19 protein-coding genes are annotated in these 19867 nt (G+C 40.9%); 9 read left to right on the top strand and 10 right to left on the bottom strand.

The window, feature by feature from the left end:
- Window positions 1-199 precede the first annotated feature (199 nt).
- The 4 genes from oxyR to rubA all read right to left on the bottom strand — a co-directional run bounded on the left by oxyR (window position 200) and on the right by rubA (window position 3470).
- The gene (oxyR, locus tag AC5YCD_RS03375; RefSeq protein ID WP_496128702.1) at window positions 200-1105 is read right to left on the bottom strand and encodes a LysR family transcriptional regulator OxyR; all 906 of its coding nucleotides are present in this window, start codon (window positions 1103-1105) and stop codon (window positions 200-202) included.
- A 6-nt stretch (window positions 1106-1111) separates the two neighbouring features.
- Window positions 1112-2053, bottom strand: coding sequence for an alpha/beta fold hydrolase (locus AC5YCD_RS03370; protein ID WP_496128701.1), 942 nt, complete (start codon window positions 2051-2053; stop codon window positions 1112-1114).
- Window positions 2054-2064: 11 nt separating this feature from the next.
- A complete protein-coding gene (locus AC5YCD_RS03365; protein ID WP_496128700.1) occupies window positions 2065-3240 on the bottom strand; it encodes an FAD-dependent oxidoreductase in 1176 nt (391 codons plus the stop codon).
- 65 nt (window positions 3241-3305) lie between these two features.
- On the bottom strand, window positions 3306-3470 hold the full coding sequence (gene rubA / locus AC5YCD_RS03360) for a rubredoxin RubA (protein WP_496128699.1): 165 nt from the start codon (window positions 3468-3470) through the stop codon (window positions 3306-3308).
- A 428-nt stretch (window positions 3471-3898) separates the two neighbouring features.
- On the opposite strand from rubA, the gene AC5YCD_RS03355 reads away from it, so the two are divergent.
- Complete coding sequence (locus AC5YCD_RS03355; protein ID WP_496128698.1) at window positions 3899-4441, top strand: adenine phosphoribosyltransferase; 543 nt, start codon at window positions 3899-3901, stop codon at window positions 4439-4441.
- 45 nt (window positions 4442-4486) lie between these two features.
- On the opposite strand, the gene AC5YCD_RS03350 is transcribed toward AC5YCD_RS03355, so the two are convergent.
- Window positions 4487-4984 carry a YqiA/YcfP family alpha/beta fold hydrolase gene (locus AC5YCD_RS03350; RefSeq protein WP_496128697.1) on the bottom strand — a complete coding sequence of 166 codons (498 nt, stop codon included), beginning with the start codon at window positions 4982-4984 and terminating at the stop codon, window positions 4487-4489.
- A 209-nt stretch (window positions 4985-5193) separates the two neighbouring features.
- Here AC5YCD_RS03350 and lysS point away from each other — a divergent pair, with 209 nt between their 5' ends.
- Together lysS and AC5YCD_RS03340 are read left to right on the top strand one after the other, a co-directional pair.
- Window positions 5194-6723: a lysine--tRNA ligase gene (lysS, locus tag AC5YCD_RS03345; protein ID WP_496128696.1), complete on the top strand. Its 1530-nt coding sequence runs from the start codon at window positions 5194-5196 to the stop codon at window positions 6721-6723.
- A 202-nt stretch (window positions 6724-6925) separates the two neighbouring features.
- On the top strand, window positions 6926-8380 hold the full coding sequence (locus tag AC5YCD_RS03340; protein ID WP_496128695.1) for a capsule assembly Wzi family protein: 1455 nt from the start codon (window positions 6926-6928) through the stop codon (window positions 8378-8380).
- 25 nt (window positions 8381-8405) lie between these two features.
- On the opposite strand, the gene AC5YCD_RS03335 is transcribed toward AC5YCD_RS03340, so the two are convergent.
- Entirely contained in the window at window positions 8406-8942 is a 537-nt protein-coding gene (locus tag AC5YCD_RS03335; protein WP_496128694.1) for a hypothetical protein, read from the bottom strand.
- Window positions 8943-9296: 354 nt separating this feature from the next.
- On the opposite strand from AC5YCD_RS03335, the gene cysD reads away from it, so the two are divergent.
- Together cysD and cysN are read left to right on the top strand one after the other, a co-directional pair.
- Window positions 9297-10211, top strand: coding sequence for a sulfate adenylyltransferase subunit CysD (gene cysD / locus AC5YCD_RS03330; RefSeq protein WP_496128693.1), 915 nt, complete (start codon window positions 9297-9299; stop codon window positions 10209-10211).
- Between the two features lie 102 nt (window positions 10212-10313).
- The gene (gene cysN, locus AC5YCD_RS03325; protein ID WP_496128692.1) at window positions 10314-11930 is read left to right on the top strand and encodes a sulfate adenylyltransferase subunit CysN; all 1617 of its coding nucleotides are present in this window, start codon (window positions 10314-10316) and stop codon (window positions 11928-11930) included.
- A gap of 57 nt (window positions 11931-11987) precedes the next feature.
- On the opposite strand, the gene AC5YCD_RS03320 is transcribed toward cysN, so the two are convergent.
- Window positions 11988-12869 carry a 5'-methylthioadenosine/S-adenosylhomocysteine nucleosidase gene (locus AC5YCD_RS03320; protein WP_496128691.1) on the bottom strand — a complete coding sequence of 294 codons (882 nt, stop codon included), beginning with the start codon at window positions 12867-12869 and terminating at the stop codon, window positions 11988-11990.
- Window positions 12870-13086: 217 nt separating this feature from the next.
- On the opposite strand from AC5YCD_RS03320, the gene AC5YCD_RS03315 reads away from it, so the two are divergent.
- Both AC5YCD_RS03315 and AC5YCD_RS03310 read left to right on the top strand, forming a co-directional pair.
- Entirely contained in the window at window positions 13087-13608 is a 522-nt protein-coding gene (locus tag AC5YCD_RS03315) for a PadR family transcriptional regulator (protein WP_496128690.1), read from the top strand.
- Entirely contained in the window at window positions 13605-13844 is a 240-nt protein-coding gene (locus AC5YCD_RS03310; RefSeq protein ID WP_496128689.1) for a DUF2798 domain-containing protein, read from the top strand. Before AC5YCD_RS03315 ends, AC5YCD_RS03310 begins: the two co-directional genes overlap by 4 nt.
- 43 nt (window positions 13845-13887) lie before the next feature.
- On the opposite strand, the gene AC5YCD_RS03305 is transcribed toward AC5YCD_RS03310, so the two are convergent.
- Window positions 13888-16281: a glycerophosphodiester phosphodiesterase family protein gene (locus AC5YCD_RS03305; RefSeq protein WP_496128688.1), complete on the bottom strand. Its 2394-nt coding sequence runs from the start codon at window positions 16279-16281 to the stop codon at window positions 13888-13890.
- Between the two features lie 257 nt (window positions 16282-16538).
- On the opposite strand from AC5YCD_RS03305, the gene AC5YCD_RS03300 reads away from it, so the two are divergent.
- Together AC5YCD_RS03300 and AC5YCD_RS03295 are read left to right on the top strand one after the other, a co-directional pair.
- The gene (locus AC5YCD_RS03300; protein ID WP_496128687.1) at window positions 16539-17534 is read left to right on the top strand and encodes an NAD(P)H-quinone oxidoreductase; all 996 of its coding nucleotides are present in this window, start codon (window positions 16539-16541) and stop codon (window positions 17532-17534) included.
- 122 nt (window positions 17535-17656) lie between these two features.
- Window positions 17657-18163: a hypothetical protein gene (locus AC5YCD_RS03295; protein WP_496128686.1), complete on the top strand. Its 507-nt coding sequence runs from the start codon at window positions 17657-17659 to the stop codon at window positions 18161-18163.
- 31 nt (window positions 18164-18194) lie between these two features.
- Here AC5YCD_RS03295 and AC5YCD_RS03290 read toward each other — a convergent pair whose 3' ends face one another.
- Both AC5YCD_RS03290 and paeA read right to left on the bottom strand, forming a co-directional pair.
- Window positions 18195-18383, bottom strand: coding sequence for a hypothetical protein (locus AC5YCD_RS03290; protein WP_496128685.1), 189 nt, complete (start codon window positions 18381-18383; stop codon window positions 18195-18197).
- A 90-nt stretch (window positions 18384-18473) separates the two neighbouring features.
- Window positions 18474-19799 (bottom strand): polyamine export protein PaeA, encoded by a 1326-nt coding sequence (paeA, locus tag AC5YCD_RS03285; protein ID WP_496128684.1) that lies wholly within the window; start codon window positions 19797-19799, stop codon window positions 18474-18476.
- Window positions 19800-19867 lie beyond the last annotated feature (68 nt).

Below are 19867 nucleotides of genomic sequence, written 5' to 3'. Positions count from 1 at the left end.
ACCCCATTTAAGGGATGGATGCATTTGAGTTTTATTTATAAACTCAAGCTTCCTCTTATAAATTCTGGCATATAAGAGGGCATTCCATCTCTTGAATGAAGGTCGTTGAGATTGGGTATTCAAGTTAGGCTTGTCGAAACACAAGCCTTTTTTTATGCATAAAAAAAAGGAGCTTAGCGCTCCTTTTTTAATCTATGGCTTAGTGTAAATCTTGCGTAATTTTTTGCAAGATTTGCAATAACACATCAAATTCGCTTTGTAATGGGGTGCTCTTACGTGTGACTAAGGCCAAAGTACGGCTAGGACCCGCTTCAATTGCTTTGACGCTTAACTCTGGATTGGCTTTAATCATGGTGGTATGCACAGCAATTGCTGGCAATAAGGTAAAGCCTAGATTAGCAGAGACCATTTCTACCAAGGTAGGCAGTGAACTTGCTTTTAAACGATGATCATTTTTACGTTCACCAATTGGGCAAGCACTTAAAGCATGATCACGTAAGCAATGACCTTCTTCAAGCAGCATTAAACGCGATAAATCAAGTTGATCCAGTGAGTTGGCATTCAAAGCGTGTTGATCTGCTTTATTGCACACTAAATACAGCGTTTCGCGTGCCACTTCAGCGACTTTTAGACCACGGGTATCAAACGGTAATGCAAGCACCACCATGTCGAGATTACCATGTTCAAGTTTTTCAACAATTTTTTCGCTTTGGGCTTCGTGTAAATGCAACTGAATTTTTGGCAGTTGTTTATGTACTTCATCTAACAATTGCGCCAAAATAAATGGAGCAATGGTTGGAATAATACCTAAATGTAAGTCGCCAGTTAGCGGCTCACTCATCTCACGGCTTAAACGCATTAAGTCTTGAGCATCAGCCAGTAGAACACGTGCGCGTGCCACAACTTGTTCGCCGAGTGGGGTTAAACGTACATTTTGACGATCACGTTCAACGAGGACGCCACCAAGTAAGCGCTCTAATTCCATGATCCCGCCAGACAATGTTGACTGGGTCACAAAAGATCGACGCGCTGCTTCAGTGAAGTGCAGCGTTTCAGACAGTGTAACAAGGTATGACAGCTGTCTTAAGGATGGTAATGCAGCCATAGTGTCCTAATTAGATTTAAAGTGATGAGCAAATAATCCGCTAAGATATGGAATAAAATGCGGAGGGATATCATGCCCCATTCCTTCAATTAATTCAAATCTAGCGCCTGAAATTGCTTTAGCAATGGCTCTACCGTGCGCTGGTGGCAATAAACGATCGCGCGAACCATGAACCACTAAGGTTGCTTGATGAATCTGCTGATCCAGTTTAAGTAAAGAACCGGTACATAATATTGCGAAAAACTGTTGAAGTACACCAGTTGGATAGTAACTTCTTCGGTAGAGTTTTCGCACCGTTTGTGCCGCCTCGACTTGGTTTAGGTAGCCGGGCGAGCCGATAATTTTAAAGATTTGTAGATTATGGTCAATAATAGCATCTTCATCATTGGATTTGGGACGTCCAATTAAACTAAATAATTGCTTTGGAAAAGGCGGTGGCAGCAAGGGTTGATTGTTGCTGGTAAACAGTAAGCCTAAAGTCTTGACCATTTCGGGGTAACGCGCCGCTAAAATTTGCGCAATCATGCCACCCATCGAAGCACCTAATACATAGACTTGCCCTAAGTGCATTTTTTCAATTAGGCACGCAACATCATCAGCCATATCATACAAATTATAAGGTGCGCCTTGATTTTCTAGTCCCAAGGCAAAGCGGCCCATCAATTTAGGCAGGCTCAAGGCTGGGCCTTGATAGTGTACTTTAGAGGATAAACCAATATCGCGATTATCAAAGCGTACCACCCGAAAGCCTTGGTCAATAAATGACTTACAAAAAAAATCCGGCCAATAGAGTAACTGTGCACCGAGTCCCATGATCAGCAGTAAGACTGGATCATCGGCTTTGCCACCCACCTCGACATGCAATTGAATGCCATTGCCTAAATCGACTTTGGTTTCTTGCATAAAAGCGGTATAAGGTGAAGCTTTAAACTCAAGTGTTTGACTCATCGGCAGATTCCTTAAAGCTGTGCTGGGATTAAATCTGGTACAAGTTTGGTTAGGCTTAAACGTTGTTTGCCTGCGCTTGCACCCAATAAGACAAAGCCACGTAAAGTGTCAGTTGCATCTATGGCTTTAGCAATTAAGCCGTCTTCTTGGGTTTCGATCGTCCAAGACACCTCAACCTCATGTGGTATAGGCAATACCGTTAAAGGCGCGGCTGGCGTTTTGACTGCCACCGGCATGGCTGGATAATATACATGTGTGCTGGTACCGCTTAAGGTTTTCGCTAAAGCACGGGCTTGTTGCATAATCGGCATTACATAAGGTAATAAAGTACCGTTAACTTCTGCGCAGTCACCGATCGCATAAATATGAGCAACATTGGTTTCAAGTTGGGTGTTGGTCACAATGCCACGGCTTGTTGTAATGCCTGCTGCTTGGGCCAGTTCAGTATTGGCACGTAAACCAATTGCAGAGAGCACCACGTCGGCAGTTAACACTTTGCCATTGGCAAGGGTGACTTGGTAGCCATCAGCTGCTTGATCAAGAGCACTCACGGTAGTGCCAAGCTCAAAAGCAATGCCAGCGTGTTGTAATTTGTCTTGGAATGCTTGGGATACATGACTAGGTAGTAAACGTGCTAATGGCTGCTCAGCCAAGTCAATTACAGTCGCTTGATGACCAGTGTGTTGTAAATCATTGGCAAATTCGCAACCAATTAAACCTGCACCTAAGATTGCCACACGTTGCGCAGTTTTTTGATCCAGCTCAGCACGAAATGCGGTGTAATCATTTAAGTTGTTTACCACATGTAATTGATCGGCAGCATTGCCTTGTAGGGGAACACGGATAGGCGTGGCACCTAGGGCCAGAATCAGTTTGCTATAGTTTTGCGTGGTGTTTTGGCCATCTTTTTCTAGCTTAAGTGTTTGTGTGTGGGGATCGATACTTTTAACCCAAGTATGATTTACAATTTGCATATTGAGCTGGGCGCTCATTTTTTCTGCATCACCAAGTGCAATTTGCGCAGGTGCTTTATGACCCACTAAAGCATTGGATAAAGTTGGTTTGGCATAGTTACGTGCGTCATCGGCACAAATCATCATAAGCGCTGTGTCTTGATCGAGTTTACGAAACTCACGCGCGAGGGCATAAGCTGCCATACCTGAACCAATGATGACGATGGGATGCATAAATCAATCTCTCTTTTCAATATAAAAAACAAAAAAGACCATCGATATGGTCTTTTTAGTGTGGCTTATAGTTCAACCATTTCAAAATCAGCTTTTGATACGCCGCAATCTGGGCAAGTCCAATCGTCTGGAATGTCTTCCCATTTGGTGCCAGCTACAATACCATCTTCTGGCCAACCTGCAGCTTCATCGTAAATCCAACCGCATACGATACATTGATACTTTTTCATCTGACTCTCCAATGCTGACCAACACTGGGTCAGCGAAAAATAAAGATCGTTATTATAAGGCTATTTATAGAAATTCTTACGTGCTTAAAGCATCAAAGTAAAGTAAATATACGTTTCAGCGATTTTTTCAGCTGAATCATGGCTAAAAACAGCAAATTTTCACATAGTGCTGTGTTTAATCTAAACACCAAAAAATAAGATTTGAAGATTTAGACTAAAGTCGGGCAGAAAAACTCCTGTATTTTGATTACAATGTAATAATTCATAGATATTATTAATATTTATTTAAAAAATAATATAAATAAATCAAATTCTTATAAAAAAAGTCTGTTTTTTAATTGAGCAAATCTCAGCTGATTGCTCTAGCTATGCCTATGAATTGGCGTTAAAATTCGGCCCGTTCTTTCTTATTATTGATTATTTCTCCCATGAGCAATTTGTCTACAACGTTGTGGTCTCATATTCGCACGGTTCAAGATTTCCCAAAACCAGGCATTAAATTTTTTGATTTAACGCCATTATTTATGAGCAACATTGAGCCATTAACTGATGCATTAATTGCCAGCATTCCAGCTGAGCAACTTGAAGCGGTTGATAGTTTTGTAGCCGTTGAAGCCCGTGGTTTTGTGCTAGCGAGCTTATTGGCTCAGCGTCTAGGCAAAGGTTTGGTCTTGGTGCGTAAAGCAGGTAAATTGCCGCCACCTGTAGTTGGTGTGGGTTATAGCTTAGAATACGGTTTAGATCGTTTAGAAATGTCTGCAGAAGTGCCAGCACAAAAAATTATTATTGTAGATGACGTACTGGCAACAGGTGGTACTTTAAAAGCAGTGAAACAGTTGGCTGAAAAATGTAATCATGAAATTTTAGGTGCGAGTATTTTCCTCGACTTACCAGATTTACATGCCGATTTGGGCTTAAACATCTGGTCTGTATTAGACGATAAATCACAGCCGCAAGAAGACGTGGCTTAAGTTGTTGTCTTGAGTATAAAAAAGCCTTGCATTGCCAAGGCTTTTTTATGCTTGTTGTAATAGTTGTATTTGCTCAATCAAGACATTGATATTGTCAGGACGGGCCAAACGGTGATGTCCTCCTGCCACTGCAGCCACTTGCATATAAGGTTCAAGCTGGGCGCGCACTGCATGCATATCTAACACTTCATCATCCAATTCTAAATAGGCCAGTTGCAAAATATCATGTTCTAAATCATGCTCACAGATGGCGGGATAATCATCACGAAAGCGAGGACTTAGACTTGGGTTAGCTACAATGGCAGGAATTTTTGACCAAAAAGACATTTTAAGCGCCCAATAACCGCCTAAGCTATGGCCTATAATTAAATCGGGTTTTAAGGTGTGAATTAAATCTTGATAAAATTGATAAACACTTTGAAAGCTCAAAGCACGATAATCAACGCTTAAACAAAATTTATGATCAGAATCAATCGCATAAAACTTAGTAGACTCTTTTGATGAATCGAGTCCATGGAAGAATAAAATTTTGGGCTTTGGCATTATGATTGTCTCAATCAGAAAATACGTGATTGTTCATTTATTTGTTTGGTTTTATTTTAGGTCAGTTTTAACTTTTAAAAAGTTCACATTTGGTCGTATAGACTTTAGGCGAAGCAAAAAATTAATTGCTGCGCGCTGAACACTTACGCAATTTCTTGTAAATCTGCTATGCTATGCAACTTCTATTTTATTGCTATTTCGAGGCAGAGATGACGCAACAAAACGCTCAGTCGACTTCTGAACAAACCATTTCCGAAAACGATTTAATTGCACAGCGTCATGCCAAGTTAAAACAAATTCAAGACAAGGCACAAGAAACTGGTACGAGCCCTTGGCCAAATACCTTTAAACGCGAACATTACGCACAAGATTTACAAGACCAATTTGCTGAGGTGTCTAAAGAAGATATCGAAGCGGGTGAAAAAGTCTATGTATCGGTTGCGGGTCGTGTGATGCTCAATCGTGGTTCATTTATCGTGATCCAAGATATGACAGGTCGTATTCAACTTTATGTGGCACGTAAAGAATTAGATGCAGATACTGTTGCAACGATCAAAGGCTTAGACTTAGGCGATATTATTGCAGTCAAAGGTTATATTGGTCGTTCTGGTAAAGGTGATCTTTATGTGCATATCGAACACTTTGAATTGTTAACCAAATCATTGCGTCCACTCCCAGATAAATTCCACGGTTTAACTGACACTGAAGTGAAATACCGTAAACGTTATTTAGACTTAATTGTGAATGAAGAAACCCGTAAGACCTTTGAAATCCGCGCCAAAGTGGTTTCAGGTATTCGTGCCTTCTTAACAGAACAGCGTTTTATGGAAGTTGAAACGCCAATGATGCATGTGATTCCAGGTGGTGCGTCTGCGCGTCCATTTGAAACGCATCACAATGCGTTAGATATGCCACTTTTCTTACGTATTGCGCCTGAGCTTTACTTAAAACGTTTGGTGGTGGGTGGTTTTGAACGTGTGTTTGAAATTAACCGTAACTTCCGTAACGAAGGTGTATCTACACGTCATAACCCAGAATTCACCATGATCGAATTCTACCAAGCCTATGCTGATTATAAAGATTTAATGCAGCTGACTGAAAATATGCTTGAGAAGTTAGCGATTGATATCTTGGGTTCAACAGACGTGCCATATGGCGATGAAGTCTATAGCTTTAAAGGTCCGTTCAAGAAAATCTCAATGTTTGATGCAATTCTTGAACATAACCCACAATTTACCCCTGAAAATGTGGCAGATCGTGAATTCCTTGCAAACTTCGTTCAAAACGAATTGAAAGAGCAAGTAAAACCTGGTTTTGGTCTAGGTAAGCTACAAACGATTGTGTTTGAAGAAACGGTAGAAACCAAGCTTCGCCAACCGACATTCATTACTGAATATCCTGCGGAAACTTCGCCACTTGCGCGTCGTAACGATGACAACCCGCACATCACTGACCGCTTTGAATTCTTCATCGGTGGTCGTGAGTTGGCCAATGGCTTCTCAGAGTTAAATGACCCAATTGACCAAGCAGAACGTTTCCAAGCGCAAGTTGCAGAAAAAGATGCAGGTGATGATGAAGCGATGCATTACGATGCAGACTTTGTTGAAGCGCTTGAATATGGTCTACCGCCAACAGCAGGTCAAGGTATTGGTATTGACCGCTTGGTGATGTTATTTGCCAATGCTGCAAGTATCCGTGATGTGATTTTGTTCCCACATATGCGTCATAAAAACGCCTAAGTGAGCAAATCTAAAGAAACCCGCCATGTGCGGGTTTTTTTATGCTTAAATCAATAATCATGCGCTGCTCAGTCATCTTTTGAAAGTTTATGTAATTTGTCTAGAGACTATTGTTATATTTTTACAGTGTAGTGTTAATAAACTCATTATTAATAATAACTTTAATAAGAATAGGCTTATTTACACTTCAGACGATAAATTCATGTTTATAAAAAGACTAATGGTCGCACTTAGTTTAGGTTGTGTCAGTGTCACACAATTACACGCGCAAGGTATTATTTTAAACAATGCGCAATTACGCCAAGATTTAAATTGGCTCAATCAACAGGGTGTCATTCAAATCAGTACTTCAACTTGGCCACTGAGTGCTCAGGAAGTGGAGTATGCTTTAAGCAAAGCTAAAAGTGATCACTTAAATCAAGCCCAAACCAAAGTGATAGCGGCAGTGAAAGCAGCGTTACAGCAGGATAAAGTGCCGCTAAAACTACACCTATTTGCAGAGAGTGAGCAAAAAAACTTGCCGCAACAATTTGCTGATGAGGTCAAAGCCCAATATCAACTGGGTATAGCAGGTCATGCTGGTGGTGAAAATTGGGACGCTCGCTTGCGTGTGAATGCTGAAAAAGATTTACAGATTGACCATGATCAAGAGATAAATTTAGAAGGATCATATTTGGCTGGCAAGCTTTGGAATCAATGGCTGATTGCAGGGCAAATTCCAAGCTATTGGGGGCCAGGACATGAGGGGAGTCTAATTCGAGGGGATGCAAGTCGTCCTGTCTATGGCGTCACCATGCAACGGGATCAACAACGTGCTTTTGAGACGCCATGGTTAGCATGGCTTGGACCTTGGCAATATCAAGCTTTTGCAGGTCAATTAGATGACTATCAAGCCATTCCAGAGGCAAAATTAATTGCTTTACGCCTTACAGCACAACCTCTTCCCTATTTAGAGTTAGGTGCATCACGTGCTATTCAATGGGGTGGAGAAGGGCGTCCAGAGAGTTTAAATTCACTTTGGGATGCGATGCTTGGTCATAAAGACAATGGCGGTACAGGTGAGCCTGATCCATCCAATCAAATCGCTGGTTTTGATGCACGTCTGAATCTGCACACTTTAGTCGATTTGCCGATTGGTGTTTATGGTCAATATGTCGGTGAAGATGAAGCCGGTTTATTGCCATCTAAAAAGATGTACTTGGCAGGTGTGGATTATTCCTCAAGCTTCGCCAATCGACCCTATCAAGTTTATGCTGAATGGGCTGATACACGCACCAATGGTAAAGCACGCGGTATTTCTTATAACCACAGCAGATATACGGACGGTTTTTACCAGCATGGCTTTTCTCTAGGGCACGCCTTAGGTGGGGATGCAGAAATGTTATCGCTAGGTGGGCATGTACATCTTGACCCAGTTAATCGTATTCAAGCGCGTGTCTTGTCAGCTAAGGTCAATCAATCCGATCGAGACACCAACCAAGCCTTTGCAGCCAAAGACACCATTCATGCCATTGATGTCAGTTGGCAGCATCAGCTTCGAGCAGATTTGCCTCTAAAACTCAATGCATGGGTGAGTGATTCTGATATGCATGGTCAAGATGTCGGCGCCTCACTTGGGCTAGAGATTCCTTTAAACAGCGCATTATTTAAATACTAAAAAAAGCCCCAAAGCGGGGCTTTTTTTAAAGTAACGCGGTTTGAATACGTACTTTCATATCTAAACTTTGTTGCACAATATAGTCTTTAATCCATTGTACCTGCACACCGCGTGGATTGGTTTTAGTTGCCGTGTGAATAAATGCCAATTCAGGACGCTTAAATAGTTGTGCTGTTAAAGCCTGTTCGAGTTGAGCTGAATTAGAAAACAGCGGCAATTCGACCAAATAAAATGCTTTAGGGTAGTTATAAAAAGCATATAACAGGTTAAAGGCTTTTTGTTCACCTTTTAAATTACCTGCACCAATTTCATAGCCACGCTCTTGGTTACTGTGGGTGACCCCAATTAAAAACGTCAGTTGTTGGTCAATCAGTTTGATCGCAAATTGCAAACCAATTTGATCACTGCTGGTTTCATGTTGGGCAAAGAAGCTTAAGGTTTCGCCTTGATCTGTTAAGGGTTCTTGTAACACCAAAATATGTTGTTGATGTTGGTAAATGAAGCCTGCCAGTTTTGCAGTTTCAATTTTGTGTTTTAAAGTCTCTAAATCATAGTTCAACATAGGAGAGAATAACCGCAAAGACAAAGTTAAACTCTAATTTAGGTAGATTTTGATTCTTTGCCAATCCATGGGCTAAAAAAATCCTGAATCAGGCGCTTAAATTGAGTTGAAAAATCAATAATCATCAAATGCTGACGCTTTGGACACTTTTTCAGGGCTGAGGGAGGTGCGTGAGTGGGGTTAATTTAAGTGATTCTTTCATAAAAACTTATACGGTATATCAGTTTTGGTCTATATGATGATTTTGCATATCAATATCATAAAACAAGCAATCGTTATGAATTCTAAATCACTATAATGCCTAAATATCTTTAAAAGTGTAATAAGTACACATATTCTAAGCTGGTGTTGTCCATGTCATTAAATGAGGAAAGACTTACTCATCTTAAACAGCTTGAAGCTGAGAGTATTCATATCATCCGTGAAGTTGCTGCTGAGTTTGAGAACCCAGTCATGCTTTACTCCATTGGTAAAGATTCAGCAGTGATGCTGCATTTAGCCCTAAAAGCATTCTATCCTGCCAAACTTCCATTTCCACTCCTGCACGTCGATACGGGCTGGAAATTTAAAGACATGATTGCCTTCCGTGACAATATGGCCAAGACCCATGGCTTTGATTTGATCGTACATCAAAACAAAGAAGGTCGTGATGCAGGCATCAATCCTTTTGATCATGGTAGCTCAAAATATACCGACATCATGAAAACCCAAGGTCTAAAGCAGGCCTTGGACAAATATGGTTTTGACGCGGCATTTGGTGGTGCGCGCCGTGATGAGGAAAAATCACGTGCTAAAGAACGTGTGTATTCATTCCGTGATTCAAAACACCGTTGGGATCCGAAAAACCAACGACCTGAACTTTGGAACCTTTACAACGGTAAAGTGAACCAAGGCGAAAGTATTCGTGTGTTCCCTTTATCAAACTGGACTGAGCTTGATATTTGGCAATATATTTATTTAGAAAGCATTCCATTAGTACCTTTATATTTAGCTGCAGAACGTCCTGTGGTTGAACGTAGTGGCACCTTAATTATGGTTGATGATGAACGTATGCCTTTAAAAGAAGGTGAAGTTCCACAAATGAAATCGGTGCGTTTCCGTACTTTAGGTTGTTACCCGTTAACAGGGGCAGTGGAATCAACTGCCAATACCTTACCGGAAATTATCCAAGAAATGCTGCTTGCAACCAGCTCTGAACGTCAAGGTCGTATGATTGACCATGATGAAGCAGGCTCGATGGAGAAGAAGAAGCAAGAGGGTTACTTCTAATCTCTCCCGACCTCTCTTTAGAAAAGAGAGGGGATGTCCCCCTTTGTAAAAGGGGGAAATAGGCGGATTTAACCGATTTCAAAGAATTTGTGGAGCTGAGCAATGTCTCATCAATCAGACTTAATTAGCCAAGATATCTTGGGTTATTTAAAACAACACGAAAATAAAGACTTATTGCGTTTCTTGACTTGCGGTAACGTCGATGATGGTAAATCGACTTTAATTGGTCGCTTGCTTTACGATTCAAAATTGATTTATGAAGATCAATTGCAAGCCGTAACACGTGACTCTAAAAAAGTTGGTACCACAGGTGATGCACCTGATTTAGCTTTATTGGTAGATGGTTTACAAGCAGAGCGTGAGCAAGGCATTACCATTGATGTCGCGTATCGTTATTTCTCTACTGAAAAACGTAAGTTCATCATTGCCGATACTCCGGGGCATGAGCAATACACACGTAACATGGCAACTGGTGCATCGACCTGTGACCTTGCGATTATCTTAATTGATGCGCGTTATGGCGTTCAAACGCAAACGCGTCGTCATACTTTTATTGCGAGCCTATTGGGTATTAAGAACATTATTGTTGCTATCAACAAAATGGACTTAGTGGAATTCTCTGAAGCACGCTTCAATGAAATCCAAGCTGAATATGCTGACTTCGTGAGCCAATTGGGTGATCGTAAACCTGCCAATATCATCTTTACGCCGATTTCTGCGTTAAATGGCGATAACGTGGTGAATAAATCTGCCAATACCCCATGGTATACAGGCCAAACCCTAATGGGTACGCTTGAATCGGTAGAAATTAGCCGCGGTAGCCAAAAGCAAGATTTCCGTTTCCCTGTGCAGTATGTCAACCGTCCGAACCTCGATTTCCGTGGTTTCTGTGGTACGGTGGCGCTTGGTGAAGTCAAAGTTGGCGATACTATCACTGCTTTACCATCAGGTAAGTCATCTACGGTGAAAGAAATCGTAACTTTTGATGGTAACCTTGAGCGTGCAGTTGCAGGTCAAGCAGTCACTTTAACACTAAACGACGAAATTGATATTTCTCGTGGTAACGTCCTTGTACGTGCGGATCAAGCTGCGCCGTATATTTCACGTGCGGTGAATGCGACTCTGGTATGGATGGCAGATCAGCCATTGGTATTAGGGAAGTTATATAACTTAAAAGTGGGTACACAAACTGTTCCTGCAAAAGTAACCGGGATTAATTACCGTACCAACGTCAATACACTGGAAAAAGTTCAAGTTGAAAACTTAGAACTGAATGCGATTGCCAACGTAACCGTTGAATTTGATGCACCAGTGGTCTTTGACCGTTACCAAGACAGCCGTTATACAGGTTCATTTATCTTCATTGATCGTTTAAACAACGTGACGATTGGTGCGGGTATGGTCGAAGAGTCTGTTGAATGGACTGCGCATAGTAACCCTGTCACAGCGGAAGATCGTGCTGCACGTTTAGGTCAAAAACCTGCTGCGGTAACAGTGTCAAAAGCTGCGATCGAAAATGCACAAGCCTTAGAGAGTTTATTGCTTCAACAAGGTATTGTGGCAATTGCCAAAGCCGGTTTAGATGCTGCGCAAGTTGCCTTACTACGCGAAACTGGTGTAGTAGTGATTACAGATGCAACTGACGGTACAGATGCAACTGTTGCTGTTGATTCTGTTGAAGAGCTTGCTGAAAATATTGTTGAATTGGTTCGTTTATAATAGATTGAATTAATTTAAAAAAACCCGCCTGATGGCGGGTTTTTATTGTTGAGCGAATTATTTCTGTTGATTTAATTCAACTTGCTTTTGCTTCATATATTCAACCACTACATCTAATACAAACTCTTGGCACGCTTCACCTGTATTTGGATCATATGGACTATTGTTGGTAATATTATTCGACAATACACGAATACCAATAAACGGTACATTAAACTGACTGGCAATTTGAGCCACAGAAGCCGCTTCCATCTCTTCTACAGATGTTCCATAGTGCTCACGGAAAAAAGCAATCCGGTCTAATTCACTGTTCCAAACGTCGGCAGAACCGATTGTACCTTCAACTACATCACCTTTGCTATAACGCGGTTTGGCTTTGTGCGCTGCCATAATTAACTCAGTATCGCCCGCAAATTTACGAATCGCGATAGGTTCAGGGTCAGATTCATCTTCAGGTAAAACGTCAAAAGCTTCTGTCCAGTTTAACGGATGAGAACCTGCACCTACAGGCAAATAAGGCGTTTTAAAGGCATTAATATTGGTGGTGTATTTACCAATCACAATATCATAAACATTTAAATTAGGATCATGCCCGCCTGATGTGCCTTGGTTAATAATCGCAATAGGTTTATAGCGCTCAATGGCAATAGCTGTAGCAGCAGCCGAGTTAGACATTCCCATCCGTGTTTTTGAAATAATAACAGGATAGCCTTGATATGTTCCTTGCCAAAATTGCCAGCCGCCAATGGTTTCTGTAGATGGATTAGTTAATTTGGCAGCCAAACTCTGTGTTTCAATGGGTAAAGCACCCTGAATAACAATCGGTTGTAAGGTTTTTGCAGGTGTTTCTGTGACGATTTTTTGCTTATCATCATTATTGCAGCCTGAAAGAAATAAAGAACTGCATAGGCCGAAGCCGAGTAATATTTTTTTTAACATTAAGATTTTCCATTGCTATTGTAGTAATTAATCCATTGGCAAAAATTATGCCAATAGCCATTTTTCTAAAGGGTTTTTATATTGGGTGATCTTGAACAAAAGGCTGAATAAATCAGAACAATGGGTAATTCTCAACGACTATTCTAAAAATAGCACTAGATAAATAGATTTTTTGGTATTAAGATATATCTTAATTAAATTTAAGGTATATCTTAGGATGTCCGAAGCAGCACCACGAAAACGCTTATTTGAAGCAGGGCAGATGAAACTTCTTGTCTTGCACTTTATTGCCCAAAGCCCTAAATTTAGCTATGACATTATTAAAGACGTAGCAAATTTAGTTGGTGGCAACTATAAACCCAGTACAGGCACAATTTGCCCAACCCTCAATTACTTAGAACAACAACAATATACACGCGTGGAAAAACAATATACACGCGTGGAAATTAGCAAAGATGAGCGTAAGCAATATCACATTACACCGCAAGGTTTAATGCATCTACAAGATCATCAAAGCGAATTAGATAAAATTTTTGAACGTTTTAATACCCGTAATCAGATTCAAAACAATAGCGAATTTTTAGATATAAAACGTGCCATGGAAAACCTAAAAATGGCACTACGTCTTAAAATTCAACATGAAAATTTAACCCAAGCACAAGTGCGTATGATTGCAGAAAAAATTGATCAAGCCGCAGTTGAAATTACCCATTTAGCCAGCCAAGAGGTCAGCCAATGAGCATAAAAATTCATCCTAAACATCTCACATGGCTGATGCCTTTGATCTTGTCAGGTATTATGAGTGGTGCAATTTCATGTTTTAACATTTATTTAAAAATTGGTGCGGCAAAAGGTTTTTTGAATATATGGTTACACGCATGGAGCCTATCATGGCTGATGGCATTTCCTTTAATTATGATTATGCTGCCATTGGTGCGTAAATTTCTAATGCAATTTGTACAACAGCCGAAATAAAAGAAGGAAAGTCATTAGACTTTCCTTCTCAATCAATTCAAGCTTACTGTACGGTTACAGTGACAGGTTCAGCATATAGGGTATAACTATAATTTGGTGCAATTTGATACTGATAACTTGGCATCACATAAGCACTGCCTTTTTCAGTAAAGGTAACAGCTTGTCCACTTTGGTTATACTTGGCCGAACTTGGCAATACAAGCATTTGTTTAAATACATAATCTTGTCGTTGTCCAATTTGGTTTTGTAATTGACCCGCAATACTTAATGGCTCACCTACTTTGGCAACCACTTGCTTAGGCGCATTGAGTTTGACTACAAATTCTGAGGCATCATGTGCGTAATCTGTGGTTAAACCATGTGTCCCTTGCACATACATGCGGTTAAAGTCGTCTTTATTGAGACGGAATGTCCATGGCCAGAAGGTCACACCACGATGAGCAGCCTGTTGCATCAGATTTTTGCTTAAGCCACTAAAAGATGGGTTAAAGGTCGATGAATATTTTTGTGTAGCATCTAAGATTCGACGTGTGTTAACCAAATCACTTTGTGCAGCAGGTGTACTGGTGAGAAAACCTGTAGAGACCCCCGGCAAAATATTCTTCATATGTAGAATTTGTTCGCCATTAAAACTAATCACAATCGATTGATCATAGGCATCATGTTTATCTAACAGTTCTTTAATTTTTGGAATAATTGCAGGATTCGAACTCTTTACTTCAATGAAATTCGTGACATGCGGATATTTTTTTACCGCGCTTAAAACTTCATCCATAGTCGGTACGGGACGATTCTTGCCTAAGGTACGCAGCTCACGAATTTCAGCAAGCGTCAGATCTTCTGTATTGCGTTGTACGCCTGTGGTACGTGTGGTTGTGCCATCATGCATTAAAAATACGTGACCATCTTTACTTAAATACACATCGTATTCAACAGCATCTGCACCCACTTCAATGGCTTTTAGGGTACCTTCCAACGTGTTTTCATCATCTAGAGCAGGAATACCACGGTGACCTGTAATCAGTGGTTTACGTAATAAGGTATTTGGCGCCATATTCTGCATAATATTTTGATAAATATCTGGATTTTGACTCCAGACCCCGTTGACGCCACTACTTAAGATCTGTGCGGCTTGTACAGGACTAGCATTGTCATTTTTGGCCCATGCTGTAATCAGTAAACGCTGCAGATGGCTGACGGTATCTCGTGTAGTCAGTTGTGGTGGTAAAATTACAATCTTAGATAACGAGGCATTGGTATTATGTACCAAGGTCACGAGGTCTTGCTTGCTCTGGCTTAGATTGGTTTTTTTAGAATAATCTAAAGCTGTGCGTAATTGCGGCAAAGCAATGCGTGCTTGACGTAAGAGCTCTACGTTATCTGAATATAAGGTGAGCTCTGCAAGGTCATACTGATTACTGATGGTTTTTAATGCATCAATCGTTGCCGTATTGTGTAATTCGAGGAGTGCTAAGCTGTTACGATTATTGTTTTGTAAATATTGCGTCAGATGCATGACTTTTTGTTGATCATGATTGAATAGATTTAAATCTGCATCCAAACGGTAAGCAACATGCGTGGCACTTTGAGCAGCTATTGTGGCCTTTGCCGATTGAATCAAAGTCGGTGCCATCGACACGGGTAAAGCTTGATCGACCAGTTCGGTAACTTTATTGGCTTCAGGTAGCGCTTCGATTTGTTCAGTCACTTTAAAATGTGTGACCTTCATTAATAACCCTGCGACCGACAAGCCAATGCCGCCTTGATCGAGTGCATAAGGTAAGGTGGTATCAAGTACCAATTGGTCATTTAGATAATGACGCACACGTTTACCATGCACCACAATGCTGGCTTTGTGGGTTGTGTTCAGACCAATATTTTCATTATGTGCTGATTTATGCAGTACGTTCCAAGCATTGGTTGGCATACGTAATGACAGTTCTAGACCATTGCTACTCGTGGTCTGACTACGCATGGCAAATTGGTAGTAAGGACTAAAGGCTGGATCAGCAAACTCATCTGCTGCACGGTACATGATGCTGGCCCAGCGTCCATCATTATTGCTGTCAAGATAACTAAATTCCATATCAACACGATAATTACGTAACTGTTGATAATCTTTAGGCAACAGCACTGAGGTCATTTGTGTATCATTGGCACGTCCATCAAGGTATAAGTCGCCATTTTCGATATACACGCTGCCTGCATTATTTTTAGGTAACATCCATGTGCTAGGTAACGCTGTCATTTGGTCGAAATTTTCATCGAGATAAATTTCAGGTACAGGCACGGGTTCAGCGGGCACACTCGGCTCAGGATTAGGCTCAGGTGCAGTGACCGGTGGTGCTGTGTCTGTGACATGATGATCATCATCGTCTGAGCAAGCGGCTAAGTTTAAACAAAGTAAAATACTGGCATAGAGGTAAGCGCGTTTCATGCGTCTATATTCTCAAGTTGTTGATATATAAGAGCTGAAAAATAACGTCTCTACATGACAGTGTGATGGCGTTGTCATAAAGGAAAAGAAATATTACATATTAAATTTTCATGAAATACATGCATTTGTCATCAATTTCTGCTTAGCAGAGGAGGCGTGTTAACAGGGAAAAATTGAAGATAGACTTGGTTTTTAGTGCAATTTATCTTATGTTGCTTAACCAAGTCGTATTACAAATCAAATGAAAAGGATGACTGATGTCAAACAGCATGCAGCAAGTAATTATTACCGAACCAGGTGGCGTGGATAAGTTGGCCTATGAAAGCGTCGCTCTTCCAACGCCAAAAGCGGATGAAGTGTTGGTACAAGTTTACGCGTTTGGAATTAACCGCCCAGATATCTTACAGCGTCAAGGCTTATATCCAATGCCAAAAGGGGTGACACCTGTACCTGGGCTTGAAGTATCAGGTGTAGTTGCTGCTGTAGGCAGTGCAGTCAGCCAATTTAAAGTCGGTGATCAAGTTTGTGGTTTAACCAATGGTGGTGGTTATGCTGAATATTGCGTGGTGCCAGAAAGCCAAACTCTAACCATTCCTGAAGGTGTGAGCTTTGTACAAGCAGCAGCCATTCCTGAAACTTTCTTTACTGTGTGGGCCAATGTGTTCCAAATGGGTCGCGCCAAAGCAGGTGAAACCTTATTAGTACATGGCGGCACCAGTGGTATTGGTACCACTGCACTGATGTTAGCAAAAGCACTTGGTTTAAAAACTTTTGCAACAGTAGGTTCGGATGAAAAAGTACAAGCGATTTCTCATCTCACCACAGCTATTAACTATAAAACTCAAAACTTTGAAGAAGTCATTCAAACAGCAACAGAAAATGCTGGTGTTGATGTGATTTTAGATATTGTCGGTGCGCCATATTTAGAGCAAAACTTAAATTTATTACGCCGTGATGGCCGTTTAGTCTATATTGCATTTTTAGGTGGTGCCAAAGCCAAAGAGGTGAAGCTGGGTCAGATTATGATGAAACGCTTAACCATTACCGGTTCCACCATGCGCGCGCGTAACACAGCAGAAAAAGCTGAAATTGCACAAGGTCTACAAGAAAAAGTTTGGCCATTACTTGAAAAAGGGCAATGTTTACCGATGATTTATCAAACGTTTAGCTTTGATCAAATCCAAGAGGCGCATGCAGCACTCGATACTGGCGAGCATGTCGGTAAAGTAGTGGTAGAAGTCATGCAGGCATAAACAGCCAAAATCCTCCGCTTTGGAGGATTTTTTATTTTAGGCTTATGACCCAGCACGATATATTTCAGCGGCAAATTATGCCAAAATAGTGCTTTAGTTTTCTTATTCTTCAAAGGCAGTTTATGACTGAACAATCTCCTGCAAACTTAAGCGATATCGAAATTTTAGACATTTTGCAGTCTATGAAAAGCGATGAGCTCAACACCCAAGCACAAGAAGTGATTCGTGCTGGCGGTAAAGCGGGGCGTCAAGAAGCGCATAAACAAGCATTGGTGGTATTACACCAAGCTTTTGAAGAGAAATTTGTTGAAGCTGTGGTCTTGGCATTGGGCTTAAACGAAGGTCAAGCCAAAAAAATTCGCTATAAAAAAGACCGTATTCGTATTTTAAAAGTTCGTGGTATTGATTATTTAGCGATTGATGGCGCTGAAACTGCGCAAGTATTGTCACAGGTGGCACAAGCCATTAGCCGTGAAGATGCTACGGTAACGCGTGATTTGCATAACATCTTCCCGTTTTGGAAAGAAGGTTGGCCAATGGTACAATTGGATAATGCCTATAAAGTGCTAGAAGATGATATTGCGATTCACTACCAAGCCGTCTTAGATGCTTTAATTGCAAATCGATAAGTCACTAAAAAAGCGCCTAAAGGCGCTTTTTTTAATCATAAAAATAACGTAACAGCAGTTTGGCTGGCAAAATAAACAGTCGCCACCATGTAAATAGTGGCCAAAACCAAGTATCGCCGCACATTAAGGTATTATTAAAGCGTTTTGATTTTCGCTCATACGCATAGGGGCTAATCTTGGCGGCTAAAATAAGCAGTGCAATGGCGGCTATAAGTAGCAAGCAATTATTGCTATGAACAAAGAAAAAATACACACAATACAGCGCTGAATAGACACAGAAACACGCCAATATTGCCAAGATTGACATGCTCTAGCCATCACCTAGTGGGAGATCGGCAACAATTTTTGCCGATAAACGCGTCACTAAGAGCTGGTCAATTTTAAAATGATCGACATCCACCACTTCAAACTTAAAACCTAAATATTCAACTGAATCAGCAGGGCGTGGAATCTTGCGTAGGCGATACATCATAAAGCCAGCTAAGGTTTCATAGTTTTCTTCATCTGGCATTTCGTCAATTTCGAGGGCATGTTTAATGTCTTCAATGGGGGTGCTGCCTTCAATCAGCCATGAGTTTTCATCACGTTTAATAATTTGTTGATCGGCATCAATCGGTGTCACCCAATCGCCCATCACAGTAATCATAATATCGGAGAGGGTAATTACGCCCACCACTAAGGCATATTCGTTAATGACCACTGCAAATTTTTCTTTGGTCGAGCGAAAGCGGTCTAATACTTCAGACAAGGTTAAGGTGTCTGGAATCGTCAGTACGGTACGAATAGTCGATTCATTGAGTTGCAATAAAGATTGATTATTTAAAATACGTACCAAAATATCTTTGGCATCCACATAACCAATCACGCTATCAATATCTTCACTACACACCAAAAACTTAGAATAAGGATATTCAGCCAATTTCTGACGAATACTTTCTTCAGCCTCATTTAACGTAAAGTACACCACATTTTCCCGCGTGGTCATACTTGAGGGTACGTTACGTTCTTCAAGTTCAAATACGTTTTCAATAAAGTGATGTTCTTGTTTGAGTAAGACACCTGCCTGTGCGCCCGCATCCATGACCGCAGAAATATCATCAAAAGTAATATTGTCATCGCGTTTGGTATTGACTTTAAATAAACGAAACAGCAAGTTGGCAATGGCATTAATGATCCAAGCCAAAGGACGACAAACTTTAATAAAAATTTGAATCGGATCAATGACGCTGACTGCAATTTTTTCAGGTGCAATCATGGCCAAACGTTTGGGCATGAGATCAGCAAATAAAATAAATAGTGAGGTCACTAAGGTAAAGGAGAGGGCAAAGCCAATCGTTTCTGCCCAAGGGCCAGTATAAAACTTGGCGACAAAAGCCATAAAGTAAGGACGAAACGCGCCTTCCCCTAAAATACCGCCTAAAATCGCGACAGCATTCAGACCAATTTGTGAAGCGGCAAAAAAGTCAGCCGAATTTTCTTGAAGGTCCATAACACGCTGTGCACGTGTGTCGCCTGATTCCGCCAAAATTTTGAGTTTTACCTTACGAGCACCAGCTAGGGCAATCTCGGTTAACGACAAAAATCCTGCCCCGACAATTAACAGCATGATGATGACGATGTTTTGAAAGAGGCTCACGGGTCCACCTGTGATAAGAATATTATTATCTATACTGCTAGTTTTAACACAAAAATAGCCGCGCAGAA

The sequence above is a fragment of the Acinetobacter sp. CY05 genome, from assembly GCF_059515805.1.
The sequence above is the reverse complement of the archived record's forward strand: the minus strand, read 5'-3'. Positions and strand labels throughout refer to the sequence as shown.

Coding starts and splice junctions, on each gene's coding strand:
- oxyR (WP_496128702.1), bottom strand. CDS start 1,105: ATGGCTGCATTACCATCCTTAAGACAGCTGTCATACCTTGTTACACTG.
- AC5YCD_RS03370 (WP_496128701.1), bottom strand. CDS start 2,053: ATGAGTCAAACACTTGAGTTTAAAGCTTCACCTTATACCGCTTTTATG.
- AC5YCD_RS03365 (WP_496128700.1), bottom strand. CDS start 3,240: ATGCATCCCATCGTCATCATTGGTTCAGGTATGGCAGCTTATGCCCTC.
- rubA (WP_496128699.1), bottom strand. CDS start 3,470: ATGAAAAAGTATCAATGTATCGTATGCGGTTGGATTTACGATGAAGCT.
- AC5YCD_RS03355 (WP_496128698.1), top strand. CDS start 3,899: ATGAGCAATTTGTCTACAACGTTGTGGTCTCATATTCGCACGGTTCAA.
- AC5YCD_RS03350 (WP_496128697.1), bottom strand. CDS start 4,984: ATGCCAAAGCCCAAAATTTTATTCTTCCATGGACTCGATTCATCAAAA.
- lysS (WP_496128696.1), top strand. CDS start 5,194: ATGACGCAACAAAACGCTCAGTCGACTTCTGAACAAACCATTTCCGAA.
- AC5YCD_RS03340 (WP_496128695.1), top strand. CDS start 6,926: ATGTTTATAAAAAGACTAATGGTCGCACTTAGTTTAGGTTGTGTCAGT.
- AC5YCD_RS03335 (WP_496128694.1), bottom strand. CDS start 8,942: ATGTTGAACTATGATTTAGAGACTTTAAAACACAAAATTGAAACTGCA.
- cysD (WP_496128693.1), top strand. CDS start 9,297: ATGTCATTAAATGAGGAAAGACTTACTCATCTTAAACAGCTTGAAGCT.
- cysN (WP_496128692.1), top strand. CDS start 10,314: ATGTCTCATCAATCAGACTTAATTAGCCAAGATATCTTGGGTTATTTA.
- AC5YCD_RS03320 (WP_496128691.1), bottom strand. CDS start 12,869: ATGTTAAAAAAAATATTACTCGGCTTCGGCCTATGCAGTTCTTTATTT.
- AC5YCD_RS03315 (WP_496128690.1), top strand. CDS start 13,087: ATGTCCGAAGCAGCACCACGAAAACGCTTATTTGAAGCAGGGCAGATG.
- AC5YCD_RS03310 (WP_496128689.1), top strand. CDS start 13,605: ATGAGCATAAAAATTCATCCTAAACATCTCACATGGCTGATGCCTTTG.
- AC5YCD_RS03305 (WP_496128688.1), bottom strand. CDS start 16,281: ATGAAACGCGCTTACCTCTATGCCAGTATTTTACTTTGTTTAAACTTA.
- AC5YCD_RS03300 (WP_496128687.1), top strand. CDS start 16,539: ATGTCAAACAGCATGCAGCAAGTAATTATTACCGAACCAGGTGGCGTG.
- AC5YCD_RS03295 (WP_496128686.1), top strand. CDS start 17,657: ATGACTGAACAATCTCCTGCAAACTTAAGCGATATCGAAATTTTAGAC.